The 19270-nt window shown below is 49.4% G+C and carries 15 protein-coding genes; 5 read left to right on the forward strand and 10 right to left on the reverse strand.

The features are described from left to right. Positions 1-25: 25 nt before the first annotated feature. Positions 26-709 carry a DUF3334 family protein gene (locus BZG83_RS01915; protein WP_077479156.1) on the reverse strand — a complete coding sequence of 228 codons (684 nt, stop codon included), beginning with the start codon at positions 707-709 and terminating at the stop codon, positions 26-28. Between the two features lie 128 nt (positions 710-837). Next, positions 838-4032 (reverse strand): hybrid sensor histidine kinase/response regulator, encoded by a 3195-nt coding sequence (locus BZG83_RS01920; protein WP_077479157.1) that lies wholly within the window; start codon positions 4030-4032, stop codon positions 838-840. 367 nt (positions 4033-4399) lie between these two features. On the opposite strand from BZG83_RS01920, the gene BZG83_RS01925 reads away from it, so the two are divergent. The 3 genes from BZG83_RS01925 (at position 4400) to nagK (ending at position 6637) form a co-directional block, all read left to right on the forward strand. After that, a complete protein-coding gene (locus tag BZG83_RS01925; RefSeq protein ID WP_069588527.1) occupies positions 4400-4744 on the forward strand; it encodes a DUF3802 family protein in 345 nt (114 codons plus the stop codon). A 134-nt stretch (positions 4745-4878) separates the two neighbouring features. Then, a complete protein-coding gene (locus BZG83_RS01930; RefSeq protein ID WP_077479158.1) occupies positions 4879-5625 on the forward strand; it encodes a tRNA-uridine aminocarboxypropyltransferase in 747 nt (248 codons plus the stop codon). Between the two features lie 106 nt (positions 5626-5731). Next, positions 5732-6637 (forward strand): N-acetylglucosamine kinase, encoded by a 906-nt coding sequence (gene nagK, locus BZG83_RS01935; protein ID WP_077479159.1) that lies wholly within the window; start codon positions 5732-5734, stop codon positions 6635-6637. 84 nt (positions 6638-6721) lie between these two features. Here nagK and BZG83_RS01940 read toward each other — a convergent pair whose 3' ends face one another. The 4 genes from BZG83_RS01940 to BZG83_RS01955 all read right to left on the reverse strand — a co-directional run bounded on the left by BZG83_RS01940 (position 6722) and on the right by BZG83_RS01955 (position 11979). Beyond that, entirely contained in the window at positions 6722-7801 is a 1080-nt protein-coding gene (locus BZG83_RS01940; RefSeq protein WP_077479160.1) for a ketoacyl-ACP synthase III, read from the reverse strand. 127 nt (positions 7802-7928) lie between these two features. Next, positions 7929-9299, reverse strand: a complete 1371-nt coding sequence (locus BZG83_RS01945; RefSeq protein ID WP_077479161.1) for an SLC13 family permease — start codon at positions 9297-9299, stop codon at positions 7929-7931. A 209-nt stretch (positions 9300-9508) separates the two neighbouring features. Then, positions 9509-10168 carry a SanA/YdcF family protein gene (locus BZG83_RS01950; protein ID WP_077457021.1) on the reverse strand — a complete coding sequence of 220 codons (660 nt, stop codon included), beginning with the start codon at positions 10166-10168 and terminating at the stop codon, positions 9509-9511. A gap of 119 nt (positions 10169-10287) precedes the next feature. After that, entirely contained in the window at positions 10288-11979 is a 1692-nt protein-coding gene (locus BZG83_RS01955; protein ID WP_077479162.1) for an NAD-dependent malic enzyme, read from the reverse strand. Between the two features lie 513 nt (positions 11980-12492). On the opposite strand from BZG83_RS01955, the gene BZG83_RS01960 reads away from it, so the two are divergent. Further along, on the forward strand, positions 12493-13230 hold the full coding sequence (locus BZG83_RS01960; protein WP_077479163.1) for a substrate-binding periplasmic protein: 738 nt from the start codon (positions 12493-12495) through the stop codon (positions 13228-13230). Between the two features lie 75 nt (positions 13231-13305). On the opposite strand, the gene BZG83_RS01965 is transcribed toward BZG83_RS01960, so the two are convergent. The 3 genes from BZG83_RS01965 to BZG83_RS01975 form a co-directional block, all read right to left on the reverse strand. Further along, positions 13306-13788 carry a YajQ family cyclic di-GMP-binding protein gene (locus BZG83_RS01965; RefSeq protein ID WP_077457015.1) on the reverse strand — a complete coding sequence of 161 codons (483 nt, stop codon included), beginning with the start codon at positions 13786-13788 and terminating at the stop codon, positions 13306-13308. A gap of 48 nt (positions 13789-13836) precedes the next feature. Continuing rightward, on the reverse strand, positions 13837-14895 hold the full coding sequence (locus tag BZG83_RS01970) for a 3-deoxy-7-phosphoheptulonate synthase (RefSeq protein WP_077479164.1): 1059 nt from the start codon (positions 14893-14895) through the stop codon (positions 13837-13839). 177 nt (positions 14896-15072) lie between these two features. Beyond that, on the reverse strand, positions 15073-16542 hold the full coding sequence (locus BZG83_RS01975) for a protein adenylyltransferase SelO (protein WP_077479165.1): 1470 nt from the start codon (positions 16540-16542) through the stop codon (positions 15073-15075). A 189-nt stretch (positions 16543-16731) separates the two neighbouring features. On the opposite strand from BZG83_RS01975, the gene BZG83_RS01980 reads away from it, so the two are divergent. Continuing rightward, on the forward strand, positions 16732-17565 hold the full coding sequence (locus tag BZG83_RS01980) for a CvfB family protein (protein ID WP_077479166.1): 834 nt from the start codon (positions 16732-16734) through the stop codon (positions 17563-17565). Between the two features lie 177 nt (positions 17566-17742). Here BZG83_RS01980 and rsmF read toward each other — a convergent pair whose 3' ends face one another. Next, a complete protein-coding gene (gene rsmF, locus BZG83_RS01985; RefSeq protein WP_077479167.1) occupies positions 17743-19191 on the reverse strand; it encodes a 16S rRNA (cytosine(1407)-C(5))-methyltransferase RsmF in 1449 nt (482 codons plus the stop codon). Positions 19192-19270: the final 79 nt, after the last annotated feature.

Consider the following 19270-nt stretch of genomic DNA (forward strand, 5'->3'; position numbering starts at 1 on the left):
TACCCGAGTTTCAAAGGGATAACGATTAGATCCCTAGCTCGTCGAGTAGGTCATTATTGCCGCCACCCGTTCCTTTTTTCTCGGCAGGTTTCTTCTCAAGTTGACGCACGGTTTCTTCTTCCAGAATCGCATCTGGATTAACCTCTTCGCCTTCTTCAAAGTCTTGCAACTGGATGAATTCAGTTCGCTCCATCGCCAGCTCTAGATAGAAGATGTGGTTATTTTCAGTGGTAAAGCTCACTCGACGCGCCTGCGGCTTATCAATGTTGCTGTCCACGGAAACCGTGAGGTTTTTGTTCACTGCCATCATCTTCGGCTGATTCTGAGTGATAGAGGTTTGAATCGAGCGTTTAATTTTCCCTGTGAAGTCACCAATGATTTGGTTCATCAACTCGCCAAGTACGTCGCCGACTTCATCGGCAGTGTGCAAACTCGCAAGCTCTTCAGCGGGGATCCCCATGTGTTGCATATAGTTGTTGTAGATCTCCATTGCCGCAGCAGAGGAGAAGTTGATGACGACAAGGCCAGAGAAGCCGCCATCAAATAAAACAAAGCAGCCTAAATCAGGCTTTAAACTGGTTTTGGCAATTTTCTGTACCATCGCGGCGTGATGAACCGGCGAATTGGTGGCCTTGGTCAACACAGCGGTGGCTGACTGGCAAAGCTTGAGTAATATGTCCTCGGAGGTGACGACCTTGGTTTTTCTCATTATTCACTACCGTAGTTGTTTAAGTGTCTCTTACTCAGTGTGGCACTGGATTGCGCAATTTGTACACTGGTTTTACCGATATCCGGATATGGGATCACGTTATCCCTTGTCATCCGCCGCTGATACCGCTATTCCGACCCGTCCAGAATTTGCGCGATGGCTGCCTCGAGGCGAGGTAGTGCATGGTTGAGTTGGCGAAGCGCCGTATCTAATTCAGCGCTATCTTGTGCGTCCGCCGCTTTTTCTGCCGCTAGGCAATAGTGATACGTTTCTTGCGCCCCGATACTGCCTGCCGCGGATTTTTGTTTGTGTGCGGCGTCTTTTAATGCCGCCCAGTCGTGAAACGGTGGTGTGTGTTGTACAAGCTCATGTAGGCAGGGCAGGCTGCGTGTTTTAAAAACGGCGATGATGTCTTGGTAAGCATCCTGTTGCCCAGCATACAGTCGCGTGATCACGCTGGCGTCTAGGACGAGACGCTCGGCTGTCTGTTCCGCCTCAGGCGTGGTGTGCATATCGTCTGAGACAGGGACGCCTGAGGTGAAAGCGGCAAGCGCATTGTCGTCGTTCAACCACTTTTGTAAGGTCTCATGGAGTGCGTCGAGCTCAATGGGTTTGGTGATGTAATCGTCCATCCCAGCTTGAAAACAGCGGGTGTCTTCACCGCTCAGGGCGTTGGCGGTAATGGCTATGATTGGAATGCGTTGACCGCCTTGCTGTCGTTTTCTTAGTGCCGCGGTGAGATCGTAACCATCCATTTTGGGCATGTGGCAATCGGTGAGCACTAAATCCACCTCATGCTGTTGGTAAACACTGAGGGCATGTTCACCATCTTCTGCCATCAGCACATCGAATCCGAGATAACTAAGCTGCTGGACCAGCACTTGCTGGTTAGTGGGGTTATCTTCGACGACTAAAATTCGACCCCGTCCGGTTTTGAGTGGGGCTGACAGTGATAGCTCGTCACTATATTCGCCGAGCATACTGACATCGGGGCTTTCTAGCCCTAAGCAGACACGAAGACCGTGCACCAGTCGACGATAGGTCAATGGTGAGGCGAACAGTTCTACCACACGCTTATCTTGGTGACGAGTTAAGGAGAGGGTATGTCGCAGTGCAATCACATGGGCGAAAGTATACTGGTGAAGTTGGCTATCATTTAATACCGTTTCTGGGTCTTGGGTGATAATAACGAAGTGGGTGTTATCCGTTTGAGTTGAGCAGGGATGCGCATCAAGCGGTGTGAGCGTTTTATTGTGTGTCACTCGGTGTTTGATATCTAAGTGTTTTAAATAAGCGGTAATGGCGGTGCGTAACGCTCCGGCGGGTAAATCGATAAGTACCCACAGTGGCGCGCTCGATTCTGTGGCAATGGCGGGTTTAGTCTTTTCTGACAGGGGATTGATCGTGTACTCAAGCTCGACACGGAACTGTGTGCCTTTCCCTTCCTCACTGTGCACGCGGATCACGCCGCCAAGCAGGTCAACAATATTTTTACAAATCGCCAGTCCTAGGCCGGAACCACCATACTCGCGTGTGGTAGATGATTCAGCCTGATTGAATGGCTGAAAAATGGTTTCGAGCTTCTCTTGGCTAATACCAATTCCATTATCGGTGATTTCGATATCGAGCTTGGTTTTATCCGGCGAAGAGGCAGGCTGAGGCATGATCCAAACATCGACTTTCCCGGTCTGGGTCGACTTTCCGCCGGAAAACTTCACCGCATTACCAACCAAGTTATACAGCACTTGTTTAAGACGGTTGGGGTCTCCAATCAGCTGATCAGGAAGGCGCGGATCAATAAACAATGACAGTGTAACGTTACGCTTGTTGGCATGGTGACTCACCGTGTCCATGACTTGCTCGACTGTCTCCGAGAGTGAAAAGGTGACCCGTTCAAATTGGAGCTTGCCCGCCTCCGTGCGAGAAAAATCAAGAATATCGTTAATAATCGACAACAGCGATAATGCTGATTCTCGCACCGTTGCAATCAGACTATGTTGCGACGGTGAGAGCGGTGAGCGGCGTAACATATCAATCATGCCGATGACGCCATTCATTGGCGTACGAATTTCATGGCTCATGGTGGCGAGAAATTGAGCCTTCGCACGCGAGGCACTTTCTGCGCGCTCTTTTTCTCGCATCAGCTGTTCTCGTGCTTGGTTGCGAGAGATGATATGCGCACGGAATATCACTAAACCATGCGCGATTTTACCAACCTCATCGGTGCGTTCTTGGTAGTCACTGAGCGGGGGCGTCATATCGCCTTTCACCAAGCTTTGCATGGTATCGGCCAGGTTGACGATAGGTTGTGTGAATGTGCGGTAGATATACACATACATGGCACCGCTCACAAACAAAATAAATAGCAGCAAATAACCAAGATTAAGCTGATTGGAATGAAGAATATCTTGCAAATCAACCATTGAGCTGCTGACAACCATACCCGTTTCGCGTGCAAAGCCGGAAAGCGCATTTTCTAGCGCTTGATATTCCTGATCACTGAGCGTTCGCACCGCCTTCATAGCTTCTATTTTGGCGCGAGGTTGATAGTTATTGAAAATGGCAATGCCACTGCGCTTCAGGCTGGTAAAGTGCTGAGAAATTAATTCCAGCTTGTTCAGAGACAAGGGATCATTGAGCTCGAACTTCGCCAGTGATAGGTAGCGCTCGAATGTTGCCATGTCGTCAGTAAAGTCACGACGACTGTTTTCTTGACCATCGAGGTATTGGTTGAGCTCGGTGAGCATGTCGCCGTTTTCATCCACGAGCTCATCAAGGTATTGTAAAATCGCGACGTTGTCGGGTTGCGTCAGCTCTTGAGCGGCTTTTAATTCGGCGACGAGGCTATCGATCGGGCGGACCACATCAATCGATAAACGTAATACTTGCTTGCGAGCCCATTGCTCAGCAATCGGATCAAACTCGGTTAGTACTTTCTGATGAGCTTTACGTTGAAATCTTTCATACAGATGACGAATTTCCGCAAGCCGCTGGTGGCCACTTGGTTTGATCCGTGCCAGCTTGTCTAGTTGGTTCTCGAATTCTTGTTGGTTTTCAAGAAACACGGCCAATGATTCATGACGCCCCATGACATATTTGAGCATGCTGGCATTCATTTCACCCGCCGCCCGCAGTAAGGTCATGGTAATAATGGCACTGGGGATTTCTTGGTTCGTGGCTTGCTCAACATCCCGATTAACGCGCTCTTGCATCACGTAACTGGATACAGAGAGGCCGAGCACCATCAGGGTGATAAAGGTCATGATCAGCCCGATTTTGCTGACAATACTTTTGCTAAATGGGCGGGCACGGTTAGCTGTCATGCGTGTTTCCTACATCCTTGTGCGTGAATAGCGACGGGGTCATCCCGGCTTGTTGCCATTGAGGCCTCTGCATCTTTGCCAACCCCCAGCTATACTGCTGGTAGTTGCACTGGCGTTCAGTCCTTTGTATGAGCTTGTGCCTCAACACGGATTGTGGTTGTATGCTTGCCTAGCTCACGAATTTGACGACGTGTCGGTTCGACGTGGTCGCATGGCGTGCTATACACAATGCTATCTTATAGTATACATAGCGTTAAGCGGTGTACGAAGAAGCGTGACTAGCTTTCTAATTTCGTGCGCAAAAGGCGCATACACTTGACGATCGCGATACAATAGCGACATTAGAACAGTCTAAGGACAAGTAATCATGGTAGTAGACTCAGACGGGTATCAAGCACTGATCGAGCATTTTGCGTTTAATCTCTCTGTGTTTGAGCAACCGGGCGAAGCCATTGGCGATGATACGATTGCCGATATCGTCCATGATTTGGTCGCATCCAATATTATGACTATATGCGAGCAGAATCCTGGCCTTTCGTCAGCGTTGCGCTTTACCATCCTGAAAGAAGCTGACCGTGTGGTAGAAGATATGGAAGAAGTACTCGCGGGACGCTGGGAGCAACCTGTTACGGCAGAACAAGTGGGCTTTTTGGAAGAGTACATTGCACTCGTCAAAAATTTGTTTGATGGCGCTATGGTTGAACTGCGCTAAACAAAAGATCACTACATGCCACAGAGCTCAGTGTTGACTGGGCTCTTTTCTTGTCAGCACACCCCCTTTCAGCACTGCATCCTATTTTACTTTGCGTATAATAGGCGCCTTTATCGTTATTGCCTGCTTACCTTATGCCTAACGCAACCTCTTCCCATGCCATTCACCGCTTATACGAGAGGCGCCTTGCTCGCGCCACACGACCTTATCTTGCCCGAGGTGCAGGTGTTGAACGTTGTACCCAATGCATGTTGGTTCGCCGCTATTGTGTGTGTGAATACCGTCGCCAGTGTGAGACTAACGCCGCGTTTATGTTGATCATGTACGATGACGAAGTTCTCAAGCCGAGTAACACGGGGCGACTCATTGCTGACTGTATCCCTGATACCTCGGCGTATATTTGGTCGCGTACTGAGCCAGATCCTGAGATGCTGACGCGATTAGCCGATCCCGCTTACCAGCCTTATATTGTGTTTCCCGCCCAATATGCTGAGCCGTCTCGCGTTGTTTCTTCCCCAAAGCCTCATCCTAGCGGTAAACGTCCGCTATTTGTGATCATTGATGGCACATGGCGAGAAGCGAAGAAAATCTTTAGAAAAAGCCCTTGGCTTGATCGTTTTCCGGTTTTGAGTATTCAACCTGAGGCATTATCACGCTATCAAGTCCGTGACGCACACGGAGAGAACCAATTAGCGACCGCAGAAGTGGCAGCGCACGTGCTCGAAAACGCGGGTTACCGCCGAGCTGCGGTGCATTTAAGCCAGTGGTTTGATGTCTTTCGCGAACGCTATATTGCTGGGAAGCGACAAAAAGCGTTACCTGAGGGAGATGCGTTAACCCAGTTTATAGCGATGCGTGACCAAACATCTTACGCAGGATAAAATATCTTGTTCTAAAGTAACGAAATATGTTGCGGCTCACGGACATTTATGACCGTTTGCTGAATAATAATTTGTATAAATAACGACACACAAAGGTGGCTGGGCCATGTATTACGGCTTTGATGTGGGCGGAACCAAAATTGAATTTGGCGCCTTCGATAAACAACTCAATCGTATAGCAACTGAGCGCTATGCGACACCGACTAAGGATTACGCAGCCCTGATTGATATCCTCGCCATGTTGGTCGAAAAGTACGACGCGAAGTTCGGCGAAAAGGGGACGGTGGGGATTGGCATTCCCGGATCAGAAGCGGCAGACGGCACGGTGTTAACCGTGAATGTGCCAGCAGCAAACGGTATGCACTTGCGAGCGGATTTAGAAGCACGCGTCGGTCGAGAGGTGCGGGTGAGTAATGACGCCAATTGCTTCGCGCTATCGGAAGCTTGGGATGAGCAAGCCAAAGAAGCGAAAACCGTGCTTGGTTTGATTCTGGGTACCGGGTTTGGTGGTGGCTTGGTGATTAACGGTAAGGTGATCAACGGTAAAAACCAAATGGCCGGTGAAGTGGGTCATATGCGCATGCCTATTGATGCCTGGCTACGCTTGGGGGATAAACCACCCATGTTTGCCTGTGGATGTGGTAATCAAGGTTGTCTCGATAACTACTTGTCAGGACGCGGGTTTGAACAACTTTATGCCCATTATTACGCGCCGCTATCTGCCGTTGAGATCATCGAGCAATACCGCTTAGGTGAAACGAAGGCCGTTGCGTTTGTTGACCGCTTTTTTGATGTGTTGGCGATGTGCTTTGGTGGGTTATTAACCGCGCTTGATCCCGATATGGTGGTACTGGGCGGTGGTTTGTCCAACTTTGATGAAATTTATCATGAGTTGCCCAAACGTCTTCCTCATCACCTTTTGTCCGCGGCAAAACCACCGATGCTGATGAAAGCACAGCACGGTGATTCTGGTGGTGTACGCGGTGCGGCGTTTTTGCATCTCGCTCAGTAAGCAACGCCTGATAAAATACACAGCAAAAAGCCGACTTAATTGTCGGCTTTTTTTCAGCATGTGCGTATGTACCAAGCGTTAGGGCTAGGCTTGGCGGTTCTGACATTGATCAACCGCGTAGGCAAGTAGCTCAAGCGCGGTTTTATCTGTGGCGGGTAATTCTGCATCCGATTGTTGCAGTGGCGTGGTGCGTTCACCCCAACGAATCAATCCCGCTCCCCAAGTTAAACCAGCTCCAAACGCGGCGGTTAACAATTGGCTATGGGGTTTAACCACACCTTGTTCCACCGCTTCGCAAAGTGCGATAGGAATGGTTGCTGCCGAGGTGTTGCCATAGTGCTGAATATTCACAAATGCTTTATCTAGGCCAATGCCGGCGTGGTCACAAAGCGCTTCAATAATGCGTTTATTGGCTTGGTGAGGAACCACCACGTCAATTTGCTCAGCGCTGAGCTGGTTACGCGACAATACTTGATTCGCGGCAGCCCCCATTCCTTTTACGGCACGTTTAAAAATGTCGCGGCCGATAAAGTCAAACGCGAAGTGACCATTTTGCGGGTCAAATCTGTCCATCGCGGTACCAAAAGCAGGGATCGCTAATACATCGCGTCCTGCTGAGTCGCATCCGAGMTGGGCGTCGAGAAGGCCCACTTCTTGATCGGTTTGACTGATAACCACCGCGCCAGCGCCATCACCGAACAACACCGCAGTATCGCGTTTGCTCCAGTCGAGGTACCACGTTAAGTGTTCAGCCCCGATGATCAGCGCATGCTGATAATGGCCGGCTTGAAGCATCTTGGTTGCGGTTTCTAGGCCATAGAGAAAGCCGGTGCAGGCCGCATTCATATCAAATGCCGCCGCGCGCACCGCACCAAGATTACCTTGGACTTTGGAGGCAATGTTAGGAATTAAGGTATCCGGTGAGCAGGTCGCAACAATCAGCAGATCAAGTTGTGCTGCCTCAATCCCTGCGGCGGCCAGCGCACGTTGAGCGGCCACGGTAGCAAGATCCGAGGTTTCAACATGACTGACTCGGCGTGACTCAATACCGGTACGTGATCGGATCCACTCATCGTTTGTTTCAATAATCGTGCTGAGGTCATCATTGGTCAGCACGGCCGGAGGAAGACATTTTCCCCAGCCTGTAATTTCTGCAAATGCCATAGTTAGTTACGGTTAATGAAGCGTCGCAACAGTGTAAACCTGAAACTCTATTGAAACAATTTCGGGGTGAGAGTAGAGGAGAAAAACACTACCTAGCGCAAATGCTAGGTAGTGTGAGTGAACAGGGTTACCAGAATAACCAAGTAAAGACGGCTAAAACCATGATACAAATAATGTTTAGGTACAAACCAATACGCATCATGTCACGCTGTTCGATATGACCGGAACCAAAAACAATGGCATTTGGCGGTGTCGCGACCGGCAGCATAAAGGCACAGGATGCGGCAATCGCAATCAGTGCAGATAGCGCCACAGGGGAAACACCTAACGCTTCTGCAATCGTGGCAAACACAGGAACGAGTAAGGCAGCACTGGTGGTATTGCTGGCAAACTCAGTCAGAAAAATCACAAAGGCGACGACACCTAACATGGTGAAAAAGATGCCAGAGCCGGTCAGGGCGCTGCTTAGGTGGTTAGCCAAAAATAGGCTTGTCCCAGTGGCTTTGAGTACGTTGCTTAGACAAATCCCGCCACCGAAAAGAAGTAAAACGCCCCAATCAGCAGTCTTTTCGATCTCTTTCCATTTCACGACACGGGTTGCACCCAGCAGCACAATGGCAGATAGGGCGACGATGGAGTCAAACTTACTGAGGCCACCTAACAGAGAGTTTAGTGGTTTGCTAAAGATCCAAGCCGCGACGGTGAGTGCAAAAATGCCCATGGTGACTAAGCGAGGTTGCGTCCATTCGAAGTGACGCTTCTCTGCCTCAAAGGCGTGACTTAAATTAGGCTTGGTCAGCACATAGAGCACCAAGACGGCGATCGGGAGTAATACCAAGGTGATAGGCAATCCGATTTTCATCCAACCAACAAAATTCAGTCCCGCTTCTGCTGCGGCAATCGCATTGGGTGGGCTGCCGACGATGGTCGCAATCCCGCCGATACTCGCGCAATAAGCAATCCCCAGTAACACAAACACATAGGTTCCATGATCTTTTTGGTTACTGACTTTACGCAAAATGCCGAGCACAAGCGGCAGCATCATCGCCGTGGTAGCGGTGTTGCTTATCCACATTGACAAGGCCGCAGTGACCCCAAACAGCATCATCACGGCAACGGACATTTTTCCTTTCGCGACCGTCAGTACCTTATTAGCGATGGCTTGATCCAGACCTTGGGCCTGCAATGCCGCGGCAAGGGCAAAGCCACCCAAGAATAGGAAAATGATAGGGTTAGCAAAATTCGCCATCGCCGCAGGGGTTTCAAATACCCCTAAGACGACCGACAGAATGGGAACGAGAATGGCAGTGATGCTGACATGGATAGCTTCAGTGAGCCAGAGCACCGCGATAAAGACGAGAAGGCTGAGACCTGTAGTCACTTGAGGGTCAAAGGGCAGGCTGTAGTACAGCACGAAAAAAAGTGCGATATCGGCAAATAGGATCCACGCTTTTCTATCCAATCCGGAGGATTGGGAGGTCAAAGATTGCACATCCATAGGGCTTCCTTTTTGTTACAACGTTATCGTGCATGCAGCACGTATTATTATGTTTTAAACACCGCACAGCACCTGCTGTGTCAGACGGCGCTAATATACGCCTTATTGAAGAGGGTGTTAATCGATTGCACGCTACTTTTTGAACGCTTAATTAAAAAGATGTGAAATTTGTGAGAGGAAAGAGAAAGAAGGGGTGGATTTATACCCATTTACGATTCAGTGGCAGTGACACCATCAATTGGCTCTTTCGGGCCAGTAAACTTGGGTTTCACATTAAGGATAAAGCTATCTAACACGGCTTTAGTGCGTGCGAGCACTTCACGCAAACGGATCTTTATGCCAGCCCAGCCTTGTGGGCTTGCTACGGCATAGCAAATCGCATCAATATTGTTCACGTCAGCAAGAAATAAGGCACGCTCACAGTGAAACTGCTGACTGACAACGGTAAAGCGGGCCAAGCTGAATACCGTTTTTGCTCGAACCACGGAGTCGAGTGTACGAAATCCAGCATAATCAAGGTGAATGGCGTCGTCTGCGATCCCAGCTTTCAGTAGATCGCGCTTCATGGTCCAAGGTTCATTATAGGAGCGGTGCGCATTATCGCCGCTTAAGAGTAAATGACTCACCTTATTTGCTTTATACAGTGCCTCTGCGGCCTCGATGCGGTGGGTATAGTAAGGATTCGGGGTTTTACCAATATATTTGCTGGTACCAAGCACTAATGCCACTTGGCGTTTGGGCAGGTCGTCGACGTCGGTATAAACGCGGTCACGCGCATTGAGCGTGATCGCTAAGTCACTAGCTACCATGGTAACCAGTGCGAAAATCACTGCGATAAACACCAATCGTGCGAGGCGCCGGATCGCCATACTACTTACTGTCCCTTTCAGAAATGCCATGCGGATAAGGCGTCAAGGTTGGCGCCTCAAGTGAATGGAATCCTAGCAAAAAAAGCTCCTCGAAAGGAGCTTTTTGTGTCAACCGCTGGTTAAAACGACGTGCGTTTATACTCACGGTATCTGGGTTCCCAGAAGCTATCATCAATGCGTTTTTTCAATGCCTCATCAGACAGCTCGGCCGCGACGCCTTCTTCAATCGCCTGTTTCGCAACCGCAAAAGCAATTTGCTTTGAAACATAGGTAATATCTTCCAGTGAAGGAAGTAAGGCACCGGTGCCGCGCTTCGCTAACGGCGAACACTCAGCGAGTGCACGCGAAGAGGCCATTAACATACCATCGGTCACGCGAGTGGCGTCCACTGCAAGGACACCTAGGCCAATACCCGGGAAGATATAGCTGTTATTACATTGCGCGATTGGGAAGGTTTTACCATTGTCTAGGCGCACGGGTTCAAACGGACTACCTGTCGCAACCAGTGCTTGGCCGTCTGTCCAGCGAAGAATGTCAAAGGGAGTGGCTTCGACTCGGCTGGTTGGGTTTGATAGGGGGAAGATAATCGGCCGTTTACAATTATCATGCATGGCCTTAATTACATCTTCGGTAAAGAGGCCTGGTGCCCCAGAGACTCCAATGAGCACGGTTGGCTGGGCATTACGTACCACATCCAACAGTGAAATATTATTGTCTTCTAATTGCCAGTCTTTTAATGCGCTGCTCTTTTGAACCAGTTTTTGCTGGAAGTCGAGTAGGTTTGGCATGGCATCGATGAGTAAGCCCCAGCGATCAACCATAAAGACACGCGCACGCGCTTCTTGATCGGAAATCCCTTCCGACACCATTTGGGCAATGATAGCTTCAGCAATGCCACAGCCGGCAGAACCTGCACCGAGGAAGGTGATGCGTTGCTCGGAGAGCTTGGTGCCAGCGGCTTTACAGGCAGCAATTAACGAACCCACGGTGACGGCGGCCGTCCCTTGGATGTCGTCGTTAAAACAGCACACTTTGTCTTTGTAACGCTCAAGAATAGGCATCGCATTTTTCTGTGCGAAGTCTTCAAACTGAATGAGTGCATCCGGCCAGCGACGCTGCACCGCTTGGATGAATTCTTCAATAAAGTCGTCGTAGTCTTGGCCGCTTATCCGAGTATGGCGCCACCCCATGTACATAGGATCTGACAGACGCTGTGGATTATTGGTGCCCACATCGAGCACGATTGGAAGCGTATACGCTGGGCTAATGCCCCCACATGCGGTGTACAAAGATAGCTTTCCGATTGGAATGCCCATGCCGCCGATGCCTTGGTCGCCAAGACCAAGAATTCGCTCACCGTCGGTAACGACAATCACTTTCACATTGTGACGTGACGCGTTGTTTAAAACATCATCAATTCGATCGCGGTTTGGATAAGAGATARAAAGCCCACGGCCTCGACGATAAATATTAGAGAAGTTCTCGCAGGCAGCACCGACCGTTGGCGTATAGATGATTGGCATCATTTCGGTGATGTGATTCGACACTAAACGATAAAATAATGTCTCGTTGGTATCTTGAATATTACGCAAGTAAATGTGTTTATCGATATCGTTTTCAAAGCGTTGATACTGCTGGTAGGCGCGCTCGGTCTGCTCTTCAATGGTTTCAATGGCATCGGGTAGCAAGCCCTCGAGGTTAAAAAACTTACGTTCTTCGACGCTAAACGCACTGCCTTTGTTGAGAAGCGGGGTTTCGAGTAACGCAGGTCCCGCATAGGGAATGTAAAGAGGTCGCTTTTGATTATTCATGGGTTTTCAGACTCGGCATTGTCCAGGCTGGAATATGACTGACTTTTATTGCTCACTCAGTAACCTTATTCGTTAGAGTACGCATTATTAATGAGGCCTAATTGAGCAATTATATGAAACAAGGGGTAAAGTTTAGTCATTAATGGTGACCTAATTCAACTTTTTTGCATAGGAGTGGGCGGCCAAACACGTGTTTTTTGCGTGAAAGGGACGTGAGTATTCTTGTTATGCGTCATAACAAGGCCTTGCTTTGTGTATCAAGGTGTTGAATTGTAAAAAACAACAATGAGGAAGACTCATAAGCGCGTTTAAAATTACGCAGGGTGATTCTTCGCTGACTATACTCAGCAGTGATAACGGTTAGCACGGTGCTTGTCTGTGGCTGAGCCACAACCGCATGAACACCATGGTGTGGCAACCCAAAAGTAGCGTCATACATGAGTACGGGTTATCCGAATAATAATATTGGCTGGGCGTCTGTTTTTATGGAATGAACAACAAAGAGGTAGTCCAATGAAGTCACTCATTGCCGCCAGTTTACTGGTATTTTCAACTACGACAGTAGCTGCCAACCTAAGCGACTTAAATTATATCACTGAGGTTTATCCCCCTTTTAACTATGAAGAGAACGGGCAGTTGAAAGGAATTGCCGTGGATTTTCTCGAAGTGGCTACCGAAGCAGCGGGCGAACCGATTACCCGTGATCAAGTTAAGATCCAACCTTGGGCGCGTGGCTATGCCACCGCATTGTCTGAGCCAAACACGGTACTGTTTTCAACCACCCGCACGGAAGAGCGCGAAGATAAGTTTAAGTGGGTAGGTCCCATCACAGATACCAAAATTGTCGTGTGGGCACCGAAAAGTAAAGGGATTACCATTAATAGCGGCAGCGACTTTGCCAACTACAAAGTTGGGGTAGTACGTGACGATGTCGGTGAGCATTTGTTACGCAGCCTAGGCGTTAGCGATAACGCATTGCGTCTCTCACCTAAAGCAGATTTGCTGGCTAAACAGCTCGCGGCGGGCCGTGTTGATATGTGGGCGTATGAAGAAAACGTCAGTTCCTTCATCATGAGTCAAAATAATGTGGACACAAGCCAGTTTGAAGTGGTGTATGTGTTGAGTGAAGCGCAATTGTATTACAGCCTGAGCAAAAGTACGCCTGATAGCTATGTAGAGAAATTGCAAGCTGGGGTAGATAAAGCGATTGCAAGCGGGGCGCTCGATGAAATCAAAAGCCAGTATAAGTAGTGTTAGCTGATAACGACACTGTCTTTACAAGCAAAACGGGCCAAATGGCCCGTTTTTTGTGGCAGATGTTGCACATTAGTCGCGAAAGTTTTCGAACTGGAACGGCTGCTCAAAATCACTGTCTTTTACCAGCTGAATCACCGCTTGAAGATCATCGCGTTTTTTACCGGTTACTCGGACTTGTTCGCCTTGAATTTGTGTTTGTACTTTCATTTTGGCGTCTTTGATAGCTTTAGTGATTTTCTTGGCAACGGGGGTTTCAATGCCATTTTTGAATTTCACTTGCTGCGAGAAGCTTTTGCCTGAGTGCACCATATCTTGAATATCCATGGCACGAGAATCCACGCCACGTTTGGCAAGGTTATTACGCAGGATATCCATCATCTGGTTGAGTTGGAAATCTGCCTCTGCAATGACTTTCACGGTTTCTTTGTCCAGCTCGAAGCTCGCTTCAACGCCACGAAAATCAAAACGCGTCGCCAGTTCGCGACTTGCATTATCTACGGCGTTCTTCAATTCAACCTTGTCGATTTCAGACACAATATCAAAAGAGGGCATAGTTCTGTCCTTTTCTCACATGACGGATGTCATGTCGCTGATAAATAATTAATAGGCTTGATGTCGCTTAGCACTTGCAGTGGCCAGTCGCTCAAGCAAGCGTTCAGTATCCTGCCAGCCAAGGCAAGGGTCGGTAATAGACTGGCCATATCGGCGCGTCGCGCTATCACCCATAGGTTGGTTGCCTTCTTCTAAAAAGCTTTCTGCCATAATACCCGCAATGGCGGTACTTCCGTTAGCCAGTTGCGTTGCAATATCCTCTGCGACATCTAACTGACGGCGATGCTGTTTCTGGCAGTTGCCATGGCTAAAGTCTACCACTAATTTGGCCGGCAACCCGAAGCTCGATAAGGTTTCTGAGGCCGCTTGCACATCTTTTTGGTAGTAATTGGGTTGATGGCCGCCACGTAAAATAACGTGGCCATCAGGGTTACCCGCTGTGCGATAAATGGTCATGGTGCCATGCTTGTCTGGCGAGCAAAACAGGTGTGACTCACGGCTCGCACGAATGGCATCGACAGCGATACGAATATTGCCATCAGTGCCATTCTTAAACCCTACTGGGCAAGACAAGGCGGATGCCATTTCGCGATGGATTTGAGACTCGGTTGTACGCGCACCGATGGCCCCCCAACTGATCAAGTCGGCAATATATTGACCGGTGATCATATCGAGAAACTCGGTCGCAGTGGGTAAACCCATTTTATTGATATCGAGTAACAACTCACGGGCAGTGAACAGCCCAGCACGAATATCACCGCTCCCATCAAGGTGAGGGTCGTTTATCAAACCTTTCCAACCGACAACCGTGCGCGGCTTTTCAAAGTAGGTACGCATGACAATCAGTAACTGATCGGAGTAAGTCTCTGCCAATCCTTTTAACCGTTTGGCGTATTCGCGTGCAGCGTCAGGATCGTGCACGGAGCAGGGCCCAATCACCACAAGTAGGCGCGGGTCATGGCCATTAAGAATTTGGCTGATTGCATGACGCGAAGCAGTAATATGGCGAGCAACATTGTCGCTGATGGGGTGGGCGGCTTCCACCTCTGCGGGCGTGGGCATGGTATCAACCACGCGGGTGCGAAGTTCATCGGTTTTCAGTGGCATAGAGGACAGCCTTCCTCACATCTTAATCTGTTGCGAAGCCAGTAAGATAGCAAAAATCGCGGCCCTTGAAAGCATGAATGTGATATCCGTAGCGTTTTTAAGGCGATTTTGACCAGAAAAATGCTGGTTAGGGCTGACGACGAGCTAAGTTTTTTGCCCGTCATCAGTCACTGATAGTTAGGACGAACAGCTCAATGCAAGGCCTTTATTATCATCCGTTGGCGGGTTGGCCAAGTGCGCGAGCGACGGGTGCTCATCGAAGGGGTGGGCAAGTACCGTCATTAAATCATGGGTTGGTTGTAAGTCCCCTTTTTCAGCCGCCTCGATGGCCGCTTGGGCCAAATAGTTGCGTAAAATGTACTTTGGATTGGTGCGCTGCATACAGGCCAGACGAGTCGCATCATCCAGTGTATGGACGCGCTGTTGATACGCGGATAGCCATTCAGTTAATGCCTGCGTGTCTTGGCAGATGGATTTGAACTGGTTCAGGGTGCCGGCTGTTAGGAGTGCGTCACCGCGATACTGACTGAGTTGATAGAAAAAACACGTATAGTCGGTTTGGTTTTCCTCTAGCAATGCAAAGAGCTGATTAAACAATTGACTGTCTGACGGCTGTGCGTCGGACAAACCCAGCTTATCGCGCATGGCGCGGCTATAGGCAACTTGTAGTCGATGTTCAAAGCTGCCAAGAATATCGTTAATCACATCCTTGTCCACGAGAGGCGTAAAGGCATAGCCCAGTGCGGACAGATTCCAGAGTGCGATGGCAGGTTGCTGATTAAACGCATAGCGACCACTGTAATCGGAATGGTTGCAGATATAACCTGGGTCGAAATCGTCTAAAAAGGCATAAGGGCCGTAATCGAAGGTCTGGCCGAGAATCGACATATTATCGGTATTCATCACACCGTGGTTAAAGCCGATGGCTTGCCATTGGGCAATCATATCCGCCGTTCGTTCGACAATTTCTTGTAGCAGTGCCGCATAGGGTTTTTCGGCCTCGGCCAGTTCAGGGAAATGACGTGCAATCACATAGTCGGCCAGCGTGCCTAGTGCCTCATGCTGCTGACTGTAAAACAAGTACTCGAAGTGGCCAAAACGGACGTGACTCTCGGTAACGCGAAGTAGCGTTGCGGCAGTTTCGATGCGCTCGCGCATCACCGGGGTATCGCTGGTGGCCATGGCTAATGCCTGAGTGGTCGGAATGTTGAGCCCTGTCATGGCGGCACTGGCGAGATACTCGCGGAGCGTCGAGCGTAACACCGCTCGTCCATCACCGTGGCGGCTGTATGGCGTTTTTCCCGCCCCTTTTAGGTGCCAATCCCACAAGGTGCCATCGGCATCGCGCCATTCCCCTAATAAGACACCACGGCCATCGCCGAGCGCGGGGTTATATTGACCAAACTGGTGACCGGTGTATTTCATTGCAAACGGTGTTCGGCCGGCTAACGGCTGCTCTGCGGATAAAATCGCCCGAAACGCTTCCGAGGTGAGGTCAGATTCATTCAATCCAAGCTGTTTTGCCAGTTGGGCGTTATAGGTGAAAAGCCGACCGTTTTCGAGCGCGGTTGGCGTAACGTGTTCGCCAAATGCACTGCCAAGCTGGCTAAAACTAAAGCTGATGTGTGAGCCGTTAAATACTGCCATGAATTCCCCCTATAGTCTTCACTCAAGCCTAACAGGGATTGGGCCGCTAACAAGAGACAGAAAGTAGGGGTATAGCGGGAGATAGGCAGTGCTTGAGGGTTTTTTATCCGTTTGAGTGGTGTTTTGGCTGCGCATATCAGGGTGAAATTGCGTATACTCACCGCCATTACTTTCTACAGCGTTGAGACAATGATTAAACTAGGCCAATACAACACATTGACGGTAGTGAAGCAGGCAGACTTCGGGGTATTTCTTGATGGTGATGAGTTCGGCAATATTTTGCTACCAACTCGGTACGTCCCTGAGAATACCCGTGTCGGCGACGAGCTCAAGGTGTTTATCTATTTCGATTCCGAAGACGATATTATCGCCACTACTGAAACGCCATTGGCCCAAGTGGGCGAGTTTGCGTCTTTGCGCTGTGTTGGTGTCAATTCGGTTGGCGCGTTTGTCGATTGGGGCTTGAGCAAAGACTTGCTGGTGCCTTTTAGTGAGCAACGCACGCGAATGGAAGAGGGTAAACCTTATGTGGTTCGCGTCTACACGGATAAAGCCTCGGGCCGTATCGTGGCTAGCCGCAAATTCAACAAGTTTATCAGCGACGAAAAGCCTCGTTTAAAAGCGGGCGACAAAGTGTCGGTAATCATTACGGATATCACGGACCTCGGCTTTAAGTGTGTGGTGAATAATCAGCACTGGGGGCTTATTTATCGCGCTGAAGCGTTCGGGAAGCTGTTCATCGGTAAGAAGCTGAGTGCGTTTGTTAAAACGGTGCGCGACGATGGTAAGTTGGATCTTGCTCTACAAAAACACGGTAAAGCGCGGGTTGATGATTTAAGCGATAAAATTTTGCAAACCCTAGATAAAAAAGGGGGCTTTTTGCCGCTTAACGACAAAAGCTCCCCGGATGCGATTTTTGCCTTGTTCCGCACCAGTAAAGCGACCTTTAAAAAGACTTTGGGTGGCTTGTACAAGCAACGCAAGATTCGTATTGAAGCGGATGGCATTTACCGCGTTAAGTGACGGCGTCACGTTAGACAAGACAAAAAAAGGCTCGGAACGTCCTGTTCCGAGCTCAGGGAAAGGGCTCATTGGAGCCAGATGCCAATTTAGGTTGTGATTCCACTAAAGTGTAGTTTATCAATACAGCTTTGCCAGTTTCTTTCCCTGTGAACTATTATCAACACCATTTCATATCGATTAAAACAAGTTGCTATCGCGAACTTGATCGCGAGGTAGGCCATTTTTAATCCGATTCCCGACCCATTTGCCGAGTCCGAGCACGTCCCCTTGATAGGTCACAATAATATCGCCCTTATCTGGCGTTTGATCGGGCCAAATGTCGCGTCCTTGATACCATTCAACGGCTTGTGTCTTGGTGAGCGCAATGGTTTTACATTCAGCGAGTGACTGGGTGCTCAGTGCGATAATCGCCTCGTGTTGCCAGCGATAACCTTTGCGGTGGGTTTCGGCTAACTTGATCCCAATGCGGTCAAACTTCACTTCGCCTAACATAGGTTCGATAGCTGAAGGGAAAAGCCATACCTCTTTGTCACGTAACCATAGCGTGGCCTCATTCGGCAGMGATAGCCCGAGTTCCTTTTTAAAGGTGGCGCTTATCTGTTGATTGTCTTTTTGACTTGCCGGTGAGAATGGAAATTTGCCCAGTCGCTTTTTTACACTCGGTGGAGTGGCGGATGCATGTTTACGAATGCGGGCGACAAAAAAGCCCTCGCTGTCAAAAATCTGAGGGTAGAGATGTAAAAAGCCTTCCTCGGTCAGAGCTTGTTCGGCACCCGGGAATAAATCCTTTAGTGACTCAAAAGTGACAGCGTCACCGTAAGTTTGCTTGAGCCAGTGGCAAACCGACTGATTTTCGGTGTGGTTCAAGGTACAGGTTGAATACACCAGCACGCCGCCCGGTTTCAGTGCGTGAAACGCGCTATCAATCAGGGCTTGTTGGGTCTGCGCAATATCATCGACTGAGGCAAGGCTCCAGTTATTCATTGCATCAGGATCTTTACGAATAGTTCCTTCACCAGAGCAGGGCGCGTCAAGCAGAATGGCATCAAATTGCTCGGGTAACCAGCCGCCGAATACACGGCCATCAAAGTGAGTCAGTGCAACGTTTCTTACCCCGCAGCGTTGTACATTGGCATGTAGCCCTTTGATGCGGCTCGCTGAAAACTCATTCGCGACCAAAATACCGTTGTTTTGCATGGAGGCTGCCAACTGAGTGGTTTTTGAACCTGGTGCGGCCGCAACATCAAGCACTTGCTGCCAATCAGGGGCTTGGCCCGGTTCATGCTCGCCTGCCAGCAAGGCAGTGACCGGCATCATAGAGCTTGCTTCTTGAATGTAAAACAGTCCCGCCATGTGTTCAGCCGTATTGCCTAATGGCACTTTGTCATCGTCTTGTCGCTCAATCCAAAACCCTGTGTCACACCAAGGTACGGGAGTCAGTGTCCAATGATGCTCTGCGGCACGTTGCTTAAATGCATCGACGGAAATTTTTAACGTATTGACACGAATACTGCGGCGCAGAGGACGCTGACAGGCAGCGACGAACTCCTCCATGGAGAGGTGCGAGGGCATTGTCGCCTGTATTTGGGCTAAGAAAGCCTCTGGCAGTGAGATATTGGGGTGCAAAACAGGATCTCTTGTTGATGAACTCGAAATTAGCAGCGCAAGATTGTAAACAGATCTTGGTCTTGAGTGTAGGTCGCGG

The organism is Salinivibrio sp. PR919 (genome assembly GCF_001995355.1).
In the GTDB taxonomy this organism is placed as follows: domain Bacteria; phylum Pseudomonadota; class Gammaproteobacteria; order Enterobacterales; family Vibrionaceae; genus Salinivibrio; species Salinivibrio proteolyticus.

What these genes read in the sequence shown, in the direction of transcription:
- BZG83_RS01915 (WP_077479156.1), bottom strand. Translation starts at nt 709, where the DNA reads ATGAGAAAAACCAAGGTCGTCACCTCCGAGGACATATTACTCAAGCTT.
- BZG83_RS01920 (WP_077479157.1), bottom strand. Translation starts at nt 4,032, where the DNA reads ATGACAGCTAACCGTGCCCGCCCATTTAGCAAAAGTATTGTCAGCAAA.
- BZG83_RS01925 (WP_069588527.1), top strand. Translation starts at nt 4,400, where the DNA reads ATGGTAGTAGACTCAGACGGGTATCAAGCACTGATCGAGCATTTTGCG.
- BZG83_RS01930 (WP_077479158.1), top strand. Translation starts at nt 4,879, where the DNA reads ATGCCTAACGCAACCTCTTCCCATGCCATTCACCGCTTATACGAGAGG.
- nagK (WP_077479159.1), top strand. Translation starts at nt 5,732, where the DNA reads ATGTATTACGGCTTTGATGTGGGCGGAACCAAAATTGAATTTGGCGCC.
- BZG83_RS01945 (WP_077479161.1), bottom strand. Translation starts at nt 9,299, where the DNA reads ATGGATGTGCAATCTTTGACCTCCCAATCCTCCGGATTGGATAGAAAA.
- BZG83_RS01950 (WP_077457021.1), bottom strand. Translation starts at nt 10,168, where the DNA reads ATGGCGATCCGGCGCCTCGCACGATTGGTGTTTATCGCAGTGATTTTC.
- BZG83_RS01960 (WP_077479163.1), top strand. Translation starts at nt 12,493, where the DNA reads ATGAAGTCACTCATTGCCGCCAGTTTACTGGTATTTTCAACTACGACA.
- BZG83_RS01965 (WP_077457015.1), bottom strand. Translation starts at nt 13,788, where the DNA reads ATGCCCTCTTTTGATATTGTGTCTGAAATCGACAAGGTTGAATTGAAG.
- BZG83_RS01970 (WP_077479164.1), bottom strand. Translation starts at nt 14,895, where the DNA reads ATGCCACTGAAAACCGATGAACTTCGCACCCGCGTGGTTGATACCATG.
- BZG83_RS01975 (WP_077479165.1), bottom strand. Translation starts at nt 16,542, where the DNA reads ATGGCAGTATTTAACGGCTCACACATCAGCTTTAGTTTTAGCCAGCTT.
- BZG83_RS01980 (WP_077479166.1), top strand. Translation starts at nt 16,732, where the DNA reads ATGATTAAACTAGGCCAATACAACACATTGACGGTAGTGAAGCAGGCA.